We start from the raw sequence: 16,454 nt of genomic DNA on the forward strand, positions 1-16,454 counted from the left end.
CGGGAACGGCGCCGTCGCGCTTAAGCCGCAAAGATCAAGCTTTGGGCAGTCACAATCCACTGAGAGCGGACAGCCCGTGCATGGGTGCCCGTGAGTCCCTAGGATGGGAACCGGCGGGGCCCCAGGCAGGAGCCGGCCCCGGTTCGAATCTACGTTTGAGGAGTGGACATGGCAGCAACGCGCAGCGCACACACAGTATGGAATGGCGACCTCTTTGCAGGATCGGGTCAGACCACGCTGGACAGCTCAGGACTGGGCACGTTCGACGTCACTTGGAAGGCACGCACCGAAGCTGCCGAAGGCAAGACCAGCCCGGAAGAGCTGATCGCCGCCGCCCACGCAAGCTGCTTCTCGATGGCGTTCAGCAACATGCTCGCCCAGGCCGGGCACACCCCGGACGAGGTCCGCACCAAGGCTGACGTGACCTTCGTTCCGGGAACCGGCATCACCGGCAGCCACCTGACCGTCTCTGCCAACGTCCCCGGCATCTCCGAAGAGGAGTTCCAGAAAATCGCCGGCGAGGCCAAGGTTGGCTGCCCCGTATCCGGAGCGCTTGCCAGCATCGACATCACCCTGGATGCAACCCTGGAGTCCTGATCCAGCGAATCAGCAGCGTATCCAGCGGCTGAAGACTTCAAGGCCCTGCCTCAACCGGATCACCGGTTGAAGCAGGGCCTTTTTGATGTGCAAGTCTTCTGGCTGCGGCGTGCAGTCAGTCCACGTGACGGCGGGCCGGCAACGGCGCGGGCTTGAGCCTGCGGTAGCCTTCGCGGACTGGCGGGCGGTCCGTGGGCAGCTCCTGGATCATTTCCTTCAGTGCGCCGATTCCGTATTCCAACTGGGGGTCGCGGCCAGCGGCATAGGCGTGCGGCGGGTACGCAACCTCGATATCCGGATCCACACCGTAGTTCTCAACGCCCCAGCCCACGCCGCCGCCGAACCAGGTGGCGTACCGGGGCTGGGTGACCCCTGTGCCGTCGGCGAGCGAGAACCTGTTGTCGATCCCGACGACACCACCCCAGGTGCGCGTACCAATCACGGGGCCAATGCCCCGGAGCTTGGAAACCTGCGTGATGATGTCGCCGTCGGAGCCCGCGAATTCATCAGCCAGGACGATCACCGGCCCGCGCGGGGCGTGATGCGGGTAGGTGCGCGGCGCCTCACCGCGGGGCATGCTCCAGCCAGTAACTTTGCGGCCGATCAGCTCCGCTACCAGCTGGGAGGTGTGCCCGCCGCGGTTGCGCCTGACGTCCACGATCAGCCCGTCAAGCGCCGTTTCCGTATCAAGGTCGCGGTGCAGCTGGGCCCAGCCATTGGCCATCATGTCCGGAATGTGCAGGTAGCCGAATGAACCGCCGGATGCCTCGCGCACGGTTCGCCTGTTCGCGGCCACCCATTCCTGGTAGCGCAGGCGCTCCTCGTCCTTGACCGGGACGACGGCGATGCGCCGTTGGGTGCCGGCCGCAGGGCCGTGGCCAGGACCGTTGCGGAGCGTGAGTTCCACGGCACGGCCCGCTGCGCCTACGAGCTGCATGGCGGGCGTCACCGTGGCCGAGAGCGGGACACCATCGATGGCCAGCAGGAGGTCCCCTGCCTTGGCCCCTGCGCCGGGGCGGGTCAGTGGGGACGTTGCCAGCGGATCCGAGGATTCGCCGGCCAGGATCCGGGTAATCTCCCATCCGGCAGGCGTCAACGCGAGATCGGCTCCGAGGCGTCCCTGGCCGTTGCTGCCGTTCTCCGTCACCGGGGCAGGCCGGACGTACGCGTGCGACGTGCCGAGCTCGCCATGGAGTTCCCACAGCAGGTCCACGAGGTCGTCGTGGGAGCCGAGGCGGTCCACGAGGGGGCGGTAGCGCTTGTGGATGGAGTCCCAGTCCTGGCCTGCCATGTCTTCAGCCCAGAAGAAGTCACGCTGCAGCCTCCACGCTTCATCGAATGCCTGGCCCCAGACGCTGAGCGGATCCATCATGACCCGGATGCGGCCCAGGTCAACCTTGACCAGCTGCCCCGAGTCCTCGTCGGCTTTCGCCCCTGACGGGACCACGCTGACCTTCTTGTCATGGACCAGGACAACCTTCTTGCCGTCTCCGGACAGGCGGTAGCTGTCGAGGGCGTCCACCAGGGTCACCGTTTTCCGCTTCACAAGGTCGAAGCGGACCAGGCTGGGCGGTGTGTCCTTGTCCTCTTGGTTGGCCTTGCCGTCGCCGGTGACACCGGCGAGGGCCCAGTCCAGCCAGAGCAGCGCGCCCTCCGTAGCCCTGAGCGAAGTGTAATTCCCCTGCGGAACGGGCACGCCGATGACCCGGTGCGCCAGGCCTTCTGCGTCAACCTGTACTTCCGGTGCGCGGGCGGCGTCCTCTGGGCCAGCCGCTGAATCTGTGGCGGACTCAGTGTCCTCGGTGGCTCCGTCCAGGGCAACGGCCGGACCGAACGGGGATGGCGTATCCGCTGCCAGCGCCACCAGGTAGGGCTTGATGGGGCTGGGGAACGACAAGTCGAAGGAGTGGCCGTCGTAAACGGGATCAAAGCTGCGGTTGGACAGGAAGGCGAGGAACTTGCCGTCCGGGGTGAAGGTGGGTGACTTGTCGCAGAAGCGTCCATCAGTGACATCAACCACGGCGGCGTCCTTGCCTCCGACCTGGACGAGCCGGAGCCTGCTGCGCGAGCCAAACGACGTGACAGGTTCGGACCAGGCGAGCCAGCGGGAATCCGCTGACCAGCTCAGCTCCGAGATGGTTCCTTCGCCGATGCTGGCCACGAGGGAAAGTTCGCCGGTGGACGCCTCTGCGACGTAGACGTCGCCGAAGGACGTACCCAGGGCCAGCCACCGGCCATCGGGGCTGGCTTCCAGGGAGCTGGCCCGCGCGGGTTTGGCGAAGGCGATATGCATGGCTGCTGTGCCCGTGGATGCCGTTGCGGGCGCATCCTCGTCCTCAACGGGGGCGACGTCGGCCCGCGAGTCATCGCCCACCGGAACGTTGCCTGGTGCGGTGGCCACGGCGGCGACGCCGGCAGCGGGCACCGGACGTGGCAGTGCGTCCCCGGATTCAGCTGTGGCAGCGTCAGCTGGTCCGACGACGGGCAACACGCCAGCGGCTGCGGCAATGCCGGCCACCGGCCCGGCGATTTCCTTGATGTACAGGGCCTCAACGCCGTCGTGGTCGGCGATGTAGGCGAGGCGGCCGCCGTCGAGCGGCCTGGGGAGCCGTGCCCGGACGCCGGGCGTTGCCTCCACCACGCGGGAGGGGCCGTCTTTGTGCCGGATCCAGTGGATGGTGCCGTGGGCCTCCACCGCGCTGGCGGAGCCGGTGGCATCAGGAACGACGGCGCCGAGGTGCTTCTCCGTCTTCAGCAGCGCCGGGCGCCGGGACTGGGAGGCGGAGCCGAGGGAGATCTCCAGCCGCATTGCCTCCGAACGCAGGTCGTGGAGGACCCAGAGTTCTCCTGCGGATTCGAAGACGATCCGCTGCCCGTCCGAGGCTGCATGCCGGACGTAGAAGTCCTCGTGGTCGGTGTGCCGGCGCAGGTCGCCGCCGCCGGGCAGTACCGAGTACAGGTTTCCGAACCCTTCATGGTCGGAGAGGAACGCGATCCGTCCGTCCACCCACATGGGATCGGTAAGGTTGCCGTCCAGCTCCGGGACGAGGCGTTCGAACTCGCCGTTGCCGTCGGAATCGATCCAGAGCTTCCCTGCGGTGCCGCCGCGGTAGCGCTTCCACCAGGCCGGCTCGCGGGAGAGCACGCTGGCGAGGACCACGGGGCGTTCGTCGCCGATTTCCGGGCCGAAGGCAACAGATTCCACTGGACCGAACGGCAGTTCCTCAGCCCAGCCGCCGTCCACCGGGACGCTGTAGGCGTAGGTGTGCCGGCTCTCCGCCTGGCGGAAGGCACTGGTCACCAAAACGGCGCCGCCGGCGGTGAACCCTTTGACTTTGGTGCTGGCGTGGCCGAAGTAGGTAAGTTGCCGGTAGCCTCCGCCGTCAACCTCCGCGGTCACCACCTCAGGCGCTGTCCCCTGGACGACAGTCCAGACCAGGCGCTTGCCATCGGGCGTAAACCGGGGGTTGCGCGCAGGGAGCTGGAGGGAGGACACACGCCATGCCCTTCCTCCGCCAAGGGGCGCGATCCAAACGTCGTCCTCGGCCACGAAGGTGACCAGATCGCCGTGCACATGCGGGAATCGGAAGTAGCTCGAAGAGGTCATCGTTCGATCATAGTCAACTCCGCCGGGCCCTCTGGGAAGTGTCCGCGGGACGCTGCGCCGTGGTGAGATGGATCATGCGCATTGTTATTGCCGGGGCCTCCGGGCTCATTGGAACCCACCTGACCGGGGTCCTGCGCCACGCCGGCCATGAGGTGGTCACCCTTGTCCGGCGCGTGCCCACATCGGCGGCGGACGTCGCGTGGGATCCGGCCGCCCGCCGCCTCGATCCGGCAGCCCTGGACGGCAGCGACGCAGTGATCAACCTCTCCGGGGCGGGGATCGGCGACCGGCCGTGGACCCGCCACCGGGTCGCGGAGCTGTTCAGGTCCCGCCTGGATGCCACGAGTACGCTGACGCAGGCAATGCACCAGCTGGATGAACCGCCGCATACGTTTATCAGCCAATCTGCGTCCGGCTACTACGGGGACGCCGGGAGCTCAGTGCTCAGGGAAGGCGCCCGGGCCGGTACCGGAATCCTTTCAAGGCTGTGTGTGGAATGGGAGGAAGCCGCCCACACGGCGCCAGCCGGCGTCCGGGTGGTGACTCCCCGGACCGGCGTGGTCTTCAGCCGCTCGGGCGGCGCCCTGGGCAAACTGCTCCCCCTGCTCCGTAGCGGGGTGGGCGGACCGTTAGGTCAGGGAAGGCAGTACTGGCCGTGGGTCACTTTGCCCGATGTCGCCTCGGCGTTTCAGTTTCTGCTCCATTCACGGCACGAGGGGCCGGTCAATGTCTGCGCCCCCGACAGCGCAGACGTTAACACCCTCATCGCTGCACTGGCGGCTGCGCTGCACCGGCCTGCACTGCTCCGCGTTCCCTCGCCTGTCCTGCGCCTGGTCATGGGGAAGCTGGCCGATGAGTTGCTGCTGCCCAGCCAGCGGATGGAGCCGGCAGCCCTGGCGGAGGGCGGGTTCCACTGGCAGCATGCGTCTGTGGAGCGTGCCGCTGCCTGGATAGCGTCCTGACCGGGCTGCGGTTTCCTGTCACGGCCCTGGCAGAATCTCAAGGATCCGCCACTTGCCCTCCACCTGGACAAGGACGAGCTTGAGCTGCTGGGCCGGGGCCGCGGGACCCTTTGCCACCAGTGCACCCGAGCGGTCCTGTTCCTCATAGGGTGACGCGGCCGAGGTGAGCGCTACCACCGCCTTATTGTCGTCACTGTCCGGAAGGACACGCACCTCGGACAGGAAGCTCGTGAAGCCGGCCAGGACATGGCCCGACGCGCGGAGCGGTCCGCCGATCTGCTCGTCCGCGGCTGCCGCCGTCGAGCCTTGCACATTGACCTGGTCCAGCAGTTCCAGACGTCCAGAACTGAAAGCCAAGGACCTCAGCGCTGCCAGGCCCTGGACAGCCTCTCCCGGGTCCGCCGCGCCCACCCGGGCAGTAATGTCCGCCGGGATTGTGGTTTCGGGCCTCACACCGGTCTGACTTTGACGGCTGTCCGTGCTGTCCGCCCGCCCGTGGTTGGTGGCAGGCGGAGCCTGGCCGACCGGAGCAGCCAGCCACCAGGCAGCCGCGAGAACTGCCAGCATGGTCGCTACGATGGCGATCCTTGCCGTACGGCCGGGCAGGCGAGGGGCCGACTGACTGTCCCTGTCGTTCTCCTTGGCCATGGCCTTGGACTGTGAACGAACCGCATGCGCGCCCAGGGCTTTGGAACGAGCCCGCTTGCCGGAAGCCTGGGTGGCGTCCATAGGCCTGGGCTCCCCTGGGCCCGCATGCCGCCCGCCTGGACCTTTCTCGCCGGGAAAGGGCAGGCCCTGCCTGGCGCCGACCACACCGGACCATTTCGACGTGGACATCCGCCTCCGCAGGGCCTGGAACGATTCCCGAAGCCCTGATCCCGAACGTTCGGGAACCGGGCGGCGGGTCAGGAGGTCCGGAAGAACACTGGGATGGACGGAGCCGGCCAAGTCAACAGGCAATGGAGCGGCACTGCGGTAGATCGCGACGGCCAGCTCAGCGGCAGAGGGCCTGCGACGGCGGTCTTCGTGAAGGCCCGCTTCGAGGGCCTCGGCCAATTCCGCGGGGACCTCGGGCAGGATCAGCGGAAGCGGCGGACGGTCGGCAGTCCGGGCCGGGGCGTCGCCGGTGAGGCAGTACCAGCCCAGCGCTGCGACGGAATAGACGTCCCGCTCCGGCTGCAGGCCCGCCCGCACCGCATCCACCCCCGCGGGGTCCATAAATCCCCGAGTGCCGTGGCCGGGCACCGCGGCGGGATCCCCAACCATCCGTGCGATGCCGACGTCGGCCAGCAATGGTTTGCCGTGGCTGGTGAACAGCACGTTGCCGGGCGATACGTCCGAGTGCGTGAAGCCACTGGAATGCAGATAGCCCAGCACCTGCGCAATGGGCGTCAGCACAGTCACCGTCTCACCGACAGTGAGCTTTCCACGGCTGGACACGAGTTGGGCCAAGGAACCACCGGGGGCGTAATCCACCAACAGGCCAAGCACTTCGGAGGAACCCATCGACACGCGGAGAACATCGTGGGCCTTGATGAGGTGCTGGTGGTCGAGCGCGGACAGGATACGAACCTCCCGGCGGACATCACTTTCGGCCGTGGGGTTCGGGGCCGGGCCTGGTCCTGGGGTTTCAGGCGCAAAGCACTTGAGCGCAAAGTCCCTGCCCGTGCGGTGCTCAGTCACAAGCCAGACGGTGGAGCTCCCGCCCCGACCCAGCTCGCGTCCCACGGTAAAGCCGGGTATCTCCGGAACTGCAGAATCAGCCATGGCTCATGTCTAGCTGAATCCGGCGGAAGCCGCAGAAGTTATCCACAGCCGGCAGGCGCGGGCCCGCCGGCTCGGGCCCGCCGGTCTTGGAGAAGTGAGAGCTTGGACACTAAACCGGAAGCAATGCCGGCCGGGGTCTAAGCTGGATGCCATGACTCTTGAGTTTTCCACGCTGGGTCTTGCACCGGATTTCGTTGATTACAGGTTGGGCTGGGATACCCAGCGCGAACTCCATGACAAAGTCGTCGCTACCGAGGCGCCCAGCACAGTCCTCATCCTTGAACATGCCGCTGTCTACACAGCCGGCAAGCTGACCGAAGAGCACGAGCGCCCGCTGGACGGCACGCCGGTCGTGGCAGTGGACCGGGGCGGCAAGCTCACGTGGCACGGCCCCGGCCAGCTGATCGCCTATCCGATCCTCAAACTGAAGAACCGCTCGGGCATCCGCGACTACGTGGAGCGGCTCGAAGCCGTCATGATCGCCGTGATGGCTGACTACGGCATCAACGCAGAGCGCATCAAGGGACGTGCAGGGGTATGGATCAAGGCCGACAGCAAGGGACCGGACCGGAAGATCGGCGCAATCGGCATCCGCGTCCTGGACGGGGTCACAATGCACGGCATCGCCATCAACTGCAACAATGATCTGGCACCCTATGCCCAGATCATTGCCTGCGGCATCACTGACGCCGGCGTCACCACGATGTCCATCGAAGCCGGCAAGGACATCGCCCCCGGCGATATCGCTGACCGGCTCGTGGAAGAATTCCGCAAGCACGAAGAAGCACTCGTATCAAGCCCCGAAGGAGCTCTACTGTGACACTGGCACCCGAAGGCCGGAAGATGCTGCGCATTGAGCAGCGAAATGCGGCCACTCCGGTGGAGCGCAAGCCGGATTGGATCAAAGCCAAGGTCCAGATGGGCCCGGAATTTGTCCAGCTGAAGAACCTGGTCAAGAAGGAAGGCCTCCACACCGTCTGTGAGGAGGCAGGCTGCCCGAACATCTTCGAATGCTGGGAAGACAAGGAAGCCACGTTCCTGATCGGCGGCTCCGAGTGCACCCGGAGGTGCGACTTCTGCCAGATCGACACCGGCAAGCCGTCCCCGGTGGACATGTTCGAACCCACCAAGGTGGCCCGCTCCGTACAGGCCATGCAGCTGCGTTACGCCACCGTCACCGGCGTGGCCCGCGACGACCTCGCTGATGAAGGTGTCTGGCTCTATGCCGAGACGGTCCGCAAGATCCACGAGCTCAACCCGGGCACCGGCGTCGAGCTTTTGATCCCTGACTTCTCCGGCAAGCCCGAGCACATCGAAGCGATCTGCGATTCCAAGCCCGAGGTATTCGCGCACAACGTCGAGACCGTGCCGAGGATCTTCAAGCGGATCCGCCCGGCGTTCCGGTACGACCGCTCGCTGGATGTCATCACGCAGGGTCGCAACCTGGGCATGGTCACCAAGTCCAACCTGATCCTGGGCATGGGTGAGACCCGCGAGGAAATCTCCGAGGCGCTCCGGGACCTGCATGAGGCCGGCTGCGACCTGATCACCATCACCCAGTACCTGCGGCCGTCCGAACGGCACCTCCCGGTGGACCGCTGGGTCAAGCCGCAGGAATTCGTTGACCTCCAGCAGGAAGCGGACGAAATCGGATTCCTCGGGGTCATGTCCGGGCCGCTGGTCCGATCCTCCTACCGCGCCGGCCGGCTTTGGGCCACCGCAATGCGCAAGAAGGGCTGGGAAATCCCGGCCGAACTCGCCCACATCGAAAGCTCCGGCAGCACCCGTCAGGAAGCCAGCTCGCTGCTCGCAGCGCATTCCTGACCACACAGCTGTTGTGCCTGAGGGCCGGCGCCGGGCGTTCTCCGGCGTCCGGCCCTCAGGCATAAATCACGTAGAATTAAGGCACTATGGCGAAATCCCCTGATTCCAGCAACTCCACTCCGGCGGCCTCAGACGCCCCGAAGCGTGGCCTCTTCTCGCGCAAGCCAAAAGAAGCAAAGGTCAAGAAGCCCAGCCGGCTCAAGCAAATCGGCGAGGTCTTCAACATGACCCGCCGCCACGACCCCATGGTGCCGTGGCTGATGCTGCTGGTTTTCCTGGGCGTTGTGGCCCTCAGCTTCCTGGTGGGTTTCTGGCTGGACAACTGGATCACCGGCCTGATCATCGGCATTCCGCTGGGCCTGCTCGGCGCAACTTTGATCCTGTCCCGGCGCGCCGAACGGGCAGCGTTCGCGCAGATCGAGAACCAGCCTGGTGCCTCCGGTGCGGCCCTAGGGACGCTGAAGCGCGGCTGGATCACCGAGGACCAGCCAGTAGCAGTCAACCCACGCACGCAGGATGCCGTGTTCCGCGCCATCGGCCGTCCCGGCGTCGTTCTTGTCAGCGAAGGGCCAACCCACCGCGTCAAACCGTTGCTTGATGCCGAACGCAAGCGCCTCGCCCGGATCCTGCCCAATGTCACGGTCCACGTAATTGAGAGCGGCCGCGGCGAAGGCCAGGTGCCCATCAGCCAGGTGGCCAAGAACATGGGCAAGCTGAAAAAGGAACTGACCAAACTTGAGGTCAATGCGGTGTCGAAACGGATTTCGTCACTTGGCAACCGCCTCCCCATTCCCAAGGGCATCGACCCCTACAAAGCGCGTCCCAACCGCGGACGCTAGCACGTATGGAGCCGTCCCGGTTCCGGCCAACGCCGGCACCGGGACGGCTTTCTTTTTGCCGCTACGTTGCGCAATCGAACTCAGAGATTGGACCCATGACTATGCCGCTGAAAACAGTGACCGTCCGCGCTTTCCGGATCCTCGCGATCGCCGAAGCCTTCAGTTGGGCCGCGCTGCTGACGGGCATGTATTTCAAGTGGATCGCCAAGACCAGCGAGCTGGGCGTGGAAATCGCAGGCCCCATCCACGGAGCACTCTTCGTCGGCTACGGCATCGCAGCCCTCGCCCTGTGGCGGCTCCAGCGCTGGCCGTTCACGGTCGCCCTGTTCGCCGGCCTGTCAGCAGTCTTCCCCTTCGCGACCATCGCCTTTGAGCGCTGGGCCGGAAAGCGGGGGTACCTCAGCGAGCGTGCCACCGAGCACACCGACGCCAAGGAAACAGCCGGGGTCTAAGGACCGCGCCTATCGCCGGACCAAGACCGTGTTCATTGCCTTGTCGTGGAGGCCGCGGTGGTCCGGATCGAAGATAACGGCCGGAATCACGAGGCATAGAAGCAGTGCGCGCACCACGGCGGCCAACGGACCGGCGGGGCCGCCGCCCAGCCGCACCACGTGGATCCCTACCAGTCGGTGGCCGATGCTGTAGCCGAGCGTGCCCACGAGGAGCATCTGTTCGGCGGCAAAGACGGCAAGGTTTGCCCAGGGGTCGCCACCAAAGGCGAAGTTGCTGATCAGCAGGGCAATGCCCCAATCAACGAGTATCGCTACAATGCGCCGGCCGGCCCGTGCGATGGAGCCTGGACCGGTCTCAGGCAAGCCGAGGCGCTCCCCCGGGTACCTTGAGATACCGGAGGTGTCCGGTCCGGTGAGCCAGGAGCCAATGTCTTTGCGATTTACCACTGTCCAAGCTTACCGACTCACCAACGTTCATACTGTGGAACCTGTTAGACCACAGTATGGACACGGGATAGCGTTGCCATAACAGGGCATTCTGTAACCTGCCCGAAACAATGTGGACACGGACGAGAAATGCCATGTCCATAGGCTGGGTGCAGTTTCAAGCAATACCACCAAGCAGGGAAACTGCGTTTCCCTGCCCTTCGGATTGCGCTGGATCAGATGGCTTGCCAGCCAGATATTACATATGCGTTAGGAGCATAGATGTTCAAGAATGCGGACGAAGTCCTCAAGTTCATCAAGGACGAAGATATTAAATTCGTCGATATCCGCTTCACCGACCTCCCGGGCGTCCAGCAGCACTTCAATGTGCCGGCCAAGAGCGTTGACGCAGACTTCTTCGTCAACGGCCAGCTCTTCGACGGATCTTCCATCCGCGGCTTCCAGGGCATCGCCGAGTCCGACATGCAGCTGATCCCGGACGTCACCACCGCATTCCTGGACACCTTCCGCATGGAAAAGACGCTGGCGCTGAACTTCTCCATCGTGAACCCGCGCACCGGGGACCCGTACCACCGCGACCCGCGTGGCGTTGCTGAGAAGGCCGAAGCCTACCTCGCCTCCACCGGCATCGCCGACACCGCATTCTTCGCACCCGAGGCCGAGTTCTTCGTCTTCGACAACGTCCAGTACCAGTCCTCCCCGCAGGGCAGCTTCTACAAGATCGACTCTGAAGAAGCACACTGGAACACCGGCCGCGAAGAAGAAGGCGGAAACCTGGGCTACAAGACCCCCGTCAAGGGCGGTTACTTCCCGGTCTCCCCCACCGACAAGCAGGCCGACCTGCGCGACGCCATGTGTGTCGCACTGGACGAGGCCGGCCTTGAGGTCGAGCGCAGCCACCACGAAGTCGGCTCCGCCGGCCAGGCTGAGATCAACTACAAGTTCACCACCCTGACCCACGCTGCTGATGACCTGCAGAAGTTCAAGTACGTCATCAAGAACACGGCCGACGCCTGGGGCAAGTCCGTGACGTTCATGCCGAAGCCGGTCTTCGGTGACAACGGCTCGGGCATGCACTGCCACCAGTCGCTGTGGAGCAACGGCGAGCCGCTGTTCTACGACGAGAAGGGCTACGCCGGCCTGTCCGACACCGCCCGCTGGTACATCGGCGGCCTGCTGAAGCACGCCGACGCCGTCCTGGCCTTCACCAACCCGACGGTGAACTCCTACCGCCGCCTGGTCAAGGGCTTCGAAGCCCCCGTGAACATGGTTTACTCGCAGGGCAACCGCTCCGCCGGTATCCGCATCCCGATCACGGGCACCAACCCCAAGGCCAAGCGCATCGAGTTCCGCGCGCCGGACCCCTCCTCCAACCCGTACCTGGCATTCGCTGCCCAGCTGATGGCCGGCATTGACGGCATCCGCAACCGCATCGAACCCCCGGCTCCGATCGACAAGGACCTCTACGAGCTCCCGGCCGAAGAAGCCAAGGACATCCCCAAGGCTCCGGGCACCCTCGAGGAGGCCCTGACGGCACTGGCAGCGGACAACGAGTTCCTGCAGGCCGGCGGCGTCTTCACCCAGGACCTGATCGACACCTGGATTGAGTACAAGTACGAGAACGAGATCAAGCCGCTCTCGCTGCGCCCGAACCCGTACGAGTTCGAGCTCTACTACGGCGTCTAGCTAGATCACGCGGTAAAAGCGGCCATAGTCCGCAGAGTCCGCCCGGGCGGCCAGCATTGCGCTGGCGGCCCGGGCCGACTCTTTTGTGACCCGAAGGTGGAGGCTGACTCCAGACGTGCTGAGACCGGGAGCCAGCCCCCTGGCATGTGCTCCCCGAGACGAAGACTTTTCAAGCCTTCCCCCCAACAAGGTTTGAAGAACACCGCCAATCCACATGATCTGTCAATGTGGGGCCTGAAGCAATGGCAAACCGCCGGACGGCTGCTGGCTGAAACTGCGGAACATCGTCCGCTGCGGCCCGGACCCGCCGCCCAAGTACTGTCCGTGGTCCACGAACCCGGCGTTGAGGTACGCGGCCAGCCCCGCCGGATTGCGCTCGTTGACGGAAAGCACGACGCCGGCCTCGCCGCTTCCCTGCCTCGCCGTCAGTTTCGCAGCGGCTTCCACAGCCGCTGCCGCAGCGAGCCGGCCGAGGCCCAAGCCTTGGTGTCGCCTGTCTATCAGGAAGCCCCTCAGGAGCCACGCGGAGTGGTCGTCAGGCCACCCTGCGAGGCGGGCAGCCCCTGCCTGGAGGGTCAGCACGCCAACCGCCTCCCCGCCGGCCTCGATGACATAAGGCCGCCTGGACTGCTCCGCGAGGCCGGCCAGTGCCATCCGCAGCGGATCGCCCACGAAATCAAGCTGCCCCGGTGCCAGTTCCAGCAGGGCCACCGCGCCGAGCTGGATTGCGCACGCATCCGGCCCCAGGTCGTCGAGGGCAATGAGCCAGACTGACTGCGCTTCGCCGTTCAGGTGCCTGGCGTTTCGGTGTCCCCCGCCGGTGCGCCCTCCGCCGGCGGGCCCGCGGGGTCCATCCACATAACCTCCCAGAGGTGCCCGTCAGGATCTTGGAAGCTGTGGTTGTACATAAAGCCGTAGTCCTGCATTTCCTGCGAGGGGGTGCCGCCGGCAGCGATGGCCTTGCGGACGGTTTCGTCCACGGCTTCCTTGCTGTCTACCGAGAACGCCATGATGGCCTCGGTGGATCCGGTGGCATCGGTGAGGTCCTTGGTGGTGAAGGTCTTGAAGAAGCCCTCAACAAGGAGCATCACAAAGGCGTTCTCGTTGATGATCATGCAGGTGGCATTTTCATCGGTGTAGTCCGGGTTGAAGGAAAAGCCAAGGGCGGTGAAGAAGTCGACCGACCTCTTCAAATCCTTCACGGGCAGATTCACGTAGATTTGCTTAGCCATGGGCCCCAACGTAGCACTACCGCTAATGGCCGTAGAAGACCTTCTCGAAGACCGCACGGGCACGCCGGCTGAGGCGAAGGTAATCCTCCTCAAGCGTGCCCGCCTGGCCGGGCTCGTAGCCGCACCAGCGGGCCACCGCTTCCAGGTCGCGTCGGGAGGACGGCAGCAGGTCCGATGCCCGGCCGCTCCAGATGACGTTGGCGGACCGGATCCGGCTGGCAAGGCGCCAGGCGGCGGCCAGCAGCTCGGCATCGCTTTTCTCCAGGAGGCCCAGGGCGGCAGAGGCGTCCAGGGCCTCCACTGTTGAGGTGGTCCGCAGTTCCGGATGCCTGCCCGCATGCTGGAGCTGGATCAGCTGGACCAGCCACTCGACGTCGCTGAGGCCACCGCGGCCCAGTTTCAGGTGGCGGGCGGGATCGGCCCCGCGGGGCAACCGTTCCGATTCGACCCGCGCCTTGACGCGGCGGATTTCCCGGACGTCCTGCTCTGAGATCGATTCCGGGTACCGGATGGGGTCGATCAGTTCCAGGAAGTCCTTGGCGAGCCCGTCATCGCCTGCCATCGGCCGGGCACGAAGCAGGGCCTGCGCTTCCCAGATGAGGGACCATCGGCGGTAATACTCGGCGAAGGAATCCAGCGAACGGACCATCGCGCCGCTTTTCCCCTCCGGCCGGAGGTCTGCGTCGACCTGCAGGACGCGCTCGGCCATGATGGCGGGCTTCAGCGGCTGGGTGAGCAGGCTGGAGACCTTGGAAACAATCCGGGCCGCCTGTTCCTGGGCTTCCTCCTCCGTGTAGCCGGGCAACGCCCGGTGCACGTACATCACGTCGGCGTCGGAGCCGTAGCCGATCTCGCGGCCGCCCTGCCGCCCCATCGCCACTATCAGCACAGCGGTCTTGAGCGGAGACTTCGCGGAGACGATGGCCTCGGCCACACGCAGGGCCCCGAGCACAGCCGCCCGGTCAGTGTCCGCCAGCGCGGCGCCCACCTGCTCCTGGCCCAGCAGCCCGGCGGAGTCGGCGATGGCGATCCTGAGGATCTCCCGGCGCCGGATCAGCCGGATGAGCCGCATGGCGTTTTCAGGGTCCGAATGCCGCGACATCTTGGAGGTGATTTCCTGCCACTGGGCCTCGAAGCTCAGCGGGGCAAGGTCCTTGTCGTGACCCAGCCACGCCACAGATTCGGGCGAGACCTCCAGCAGGTCGGCGATCAGCCGCGAGTTGGACAGGACGTGGCACAGCCGCTCGGCCGCAGCCGTGGAATCGCGCAGCATGCCGAGATACCAGTGAGTGGTGCCCAGGGTCTCGCTGACCCGGCGGAAGGCGAGCAGGCCGGCGTCGGGATCCACGCCTTCGGCCAGCCAGTCCAGCAGGATGGGCAGCAGCTGCCGCTGCAGGGCGGCCCGCCTGCTCACCCCGGCGGTGAGCGCCTCGATATGCCGCATGGCGCCCTTCGGGTCGCCGTAGCCCAGCGCGGCAAGCCGGCCCTGGGCGGCTTCTGGTGTGAGCCTGGCATCCTCGCTGCTGAGCTTGGCCGCGGTGTTGAGCAGGGGCCGGTAGAAAATGCGTTCGTGGAGCTCACGTACGGAACGTTTGGTCTTCTGCCAGGCGGAGAGCAGCGCGTCGGGATGCGGCCGTTCGTTGGAAAACGGGCCCAGCACGGCCTTGGCCAGCGCCCGCAGCGCTGCCTCACTGACCGGCATGAGGTGGGTCCGCCGGAGCTGGAACAGCTGGATCCGGTGTTCAAGGAGGCGCAGGTAGCGGTAGGCGTGGTCGAATCCGGCGGCGTCGGAGCGGCCGATGTATCCTCCGGCCGAGAGTGCCGCAATGGCTGAGGTGGTGTCCCGGCACCGGAGTGATTCGTCGGACTTGCCGTGGACCAGCTGAAGGAGTTGGACGGTGAACTCGACATCACGGAGGCCGCCGCGCCCCAGCTTGATCTGCCGTTGTTCCTCGGCGGCGGGAATGTGTTCGGTGACCCGGCGGCGCATGGCCTGCACGGACTCCACAAATCCATCCCGTCCAGCGGAATTCCAGATCAGCGGTTCGATGGCCTTCTCGTAGCGCCGTCCGAGGTCCTCGTCGCCGGCAATGGTGCGGGCCTTCAGCAGCGCCTGGAACTCCCAGCTTTCCGCCCAGCGGGCGTAGTAGCTTTCATGCGAAGGCAGCGTCCGCACCAGGGGCCCGGACTTGCCTTCCGGCCGCAGGTTGGCGTCCACTTCCCACAACCCCGGCTCCCGGGCGATCGAGGAAATGGCCCGTGAGATTCCGCTGGCAAGGGCAGTGCCGATGGTGTTGGCCCGCGCGTCGTCGAGGCCGGGGGCATCGATCACGTAGATGACGTCGACGTCGGAAATGTAGTTAAGCTCGCGCGCGCCGCATTTGCCCATTCCGATGACGGCCAAACCGACGTCAGCGACGTCCCCGGCGCCAAACTGCTCGGCTGCCTCGGCCCGGGATACGGCCAGGGCAGCCTCGATGGCGGCACCGGCAAGGTCAGCCAGTTCAGCCCCGACAGCAGGCATGAAGTCCAGGGGGTCCGCAGCGCACAGGTCTTTCACGGCAAGATCCACCACCCCACGGCGGTAGGCAGTGCGCAGGGACACGTAGGCTTCAGTTCCCGTCAGCGCCGCAACCGGCCTCGCCGACTTCGGATCTGCCCGGACGGACTTCAGCAGGGCTGCCCGGAGCTGGCCAGGATCCGCCTGCAACGGTTCCGGACTTGCCCTGACCTCAAAGGCATCAAGATGCTCCGGATGCCGGATGAGGAACTCGCCAAGGGCCTCGGAGGCACCCAGAACCCGATACAGCGGTTCGCTGGTTTCAGGATCGGCCGCGGCCAGCGCCCGGAGGTCGGGATGCTTCTCGATCAGGCGGACCAGGGACTGCAGGGCGGTGTCCGGGTTGGCTGCCAACTGCAGGCCGGCGAACAGCTTGTCCTGGTCCAGGCCCTCAAGTTCGCGGGCAGCGAGGAACCGCTCGCCCTTCTCCAAGTCACTGAAGCCGGCCGAGATCAGGCGGCGGGCAAGGCTCACCTCGCCG

At 65.8% G+C, this 16,454-nt stretch carries 13 protein-coding genes; 7 read left to right on the top strand and 6 right to left on the bottom strand.

The features are described from left to right. Nucleotides 1-168: 168 nt before the first annotated feature. Nucleotides 169-597 (top strand): OsmC family protein, encoded by a 429-nt coding sequence (locus V9L17_RS11035; RefSeq protein WP_337347778.1) that lies wholly within the window; start codon nt 169-171, stop codon nt 595-597. A gap of 115 nt (nt 598-712) precedes the next feature. Here V9L17_RS11035 and V9L17_RS11040 read toward each other — a convergent pair whose 3' ends face one another. Continuing rightward, a complete protein-coding gene (locus tag V9L17_RS11040) occupies nt 713-4,204 on the bottom strand; it encodes a S41 family peptidase (protein WP_337351461.1) in 3,492 nt (1,163 codons plus the stop codon). 74 nt (nt 4,205-4,278) lie between these two features. Here V9L17_RS11040 and V9L17_RS11045 point away from each other — a divergent pair, with 74 nt between their 5' ends. After that, nucleotides 4,279-5,166: a TIGR01777 family oxidoreductase gene (locus V9L17_RS11045; RefSeq protein WP_337351462.1), complete on the top strand. Its 888-nt coding sequence runs from the start codon at nt 4,279-4,281 to the stop codon at nt 5,164-5,166. Nucleotides 5,167-5,184: 18 nt separating this feature from the next. On the opposite strand, the gene V9L17_RS11050 is transcribed toward V9L17_RS11045, so the two are convergent. Then, a complete protein-coding gene (locus V9L17_RS11050; RefSeq protein ID WP_337351463.1) occupies nt 5,185-6,933 on the bottom strand; it encodes a serine/threonine protein kinase in 1,749 nt (582 codons plus the stop codon). Between the two features lie 151 nt (nt 6,934-7,084). Between V9L17_RS11050 and lipB the strand changes: the two genes are divergently transcribed. The 4 genes from lipB (at nt 7,085) to V9L17_RS11070 (ending at nt 10,048) form a co-directional block, all read left to right on the top strand. Further along, nucleotides 7,085-7,753, top strand: a complete 669-nt coding sequence (lipB, locus tag V9L17_RS11055; RefSeq protein WP_337351464.1) for a lipoyl(octanoyl) transferase LipB — start codon at nt 7,085-7,087, stop codon at nt 7,751-7,753. After that, nucleotides 7,750-8,757 carry a lipoyl synthase gene (gene lipA / locus V9L17_RS11060; protein WP_131134238.1) on the top strand — a complete coding sequence of 336 codons (1,008 nt, stop codon included), beginning with the start codon at nt 7,750-7,752 and terminating at the stop codon, nt 8,755-8,757. The genes lipB and lipA overlap by 4 nt, the downstream gene beginning before the upstream one ends. An 86-nt stretch (nt 8,758-8,843) precedes the next feature. Continuing rightward, complete coding sequence (locus V9L17_RS11065; protein ID WP_337347773.1) at nt 8,844-9,596, top strand: DUF4191 domain-containing protein; 753 nt, start codon at nt 8,844-8,846, stop codon at nt 9,594-9,596. A gap of 95 nt (nt 9,597-9,691) precedes the next feature. Further along, the gene (locus V9L17_RS11070; protein ID WP_436475953.1) at nt 9,692-10,048 is read left to right on the top strand and encodes a DUF3817 domain-containing protein; all 357 of its coding nucleotides are present in this window, start codon (nt 9,692-9,694) and stop codon (nt 10,046-10,048) included. A 9-nt stretch (nt 10,049-10,057) separates the two neighbouring features. Here V9L17_RS11070 and V9L17_RS11075 read toward each other — a convergent pair whose 3' ends face one another. Beyond that, the gene (locus V9L17_RS11075; protein ID WP_337351465.1) at nt 10,058-10,495 is read right to left on the bottom strand and encodes an RDD family protein; all 438 of its coding nucleotides are present in this window, start codon (nt 10,493-10,495) and stop codon (nt 10,058-10,060) included. A gap of 261 nt (nt 10,496-10,756) precedes the next feature. Here V9L17_RS11075 and glnA point away from each other — a divergent pair, with 261 nt between their 5' ends. Beyond that, nucleotides 10,757-12,181: a type I glutamate--ammonia ligase gene (gene glnA / locus V9L17_RS11080; RefSeq protein ID WP_337351466.1), complete on the top strand. Its 1,425-nt coding sequence runs from the start codon at nt 10,757-10,759 to the stop codon at nt 12,179-12,181. 222 nt (nt 12,182-12,403) lie between these two features. Here the strand turns inward: glnA and V9L17_RS11085 are convergent, their stop codons facing one another. Genes V9L17_RS11085 through V9L17_RS11095 form a run of 3 tightly spaced genes read right to left on the bottom strand, consistent with a single transcriptional unit; the run spans nt 12,404 to nt 16,447 of the window. Then, the gene (locus tag V9L17_RS11085) at nt 12,404-12,973 is read right to left on the bottom strand and encodes a GNAT family N-acetyltransferase (protein ID WP_337351525.1); all 570 of its coding nucleotides are present in this window, start codon (nt 12,971-12,973) and stop codon (nt 12,404-12,406) included. After that, nucleotides 12,970-13,413, bottom strand: coding sequence for a VOC family protein (locus V9L17_RS11090; RefSeq protein WP_337351467.1), 444 nt, complete (start codon nt 13,411-13,413; stop codon nt 12,970-12,972). Before V9L17_RS11090 ends, V9L17_RS11085 begins: the two co-directional genes overlap by 4 nt. Nucleotides 13,414-13,435: 22 nt before the next feature. After that, nucleotides 13,436-16,447 (bottom strand): bifunctional [glutamine synthetase] adenylyltransferase/[glutamine synthetase]-adenylyl-L-tyrosine phosphorylase, encoded by a 3,012-nt coding sequence (locus tag V9L17_RS11095; RefSeq protein WP_337351468.1) that lies wholly within the window; start codon nt 16,445-16,447, stop codon nt 13,436-13,438. Nucleotides 16,448-16,454: the final 7 nt, after the last annotated feature.

Source organism: Pseudarthrobacter sp. CCNWLW207 (assembly GCF_037203945.1).
Taxonomy (GTDB): Bacteria; Actinomycetota; Actinomycetes; order Actinomycetales; family Micrococcaceae; genus Arthrobacter.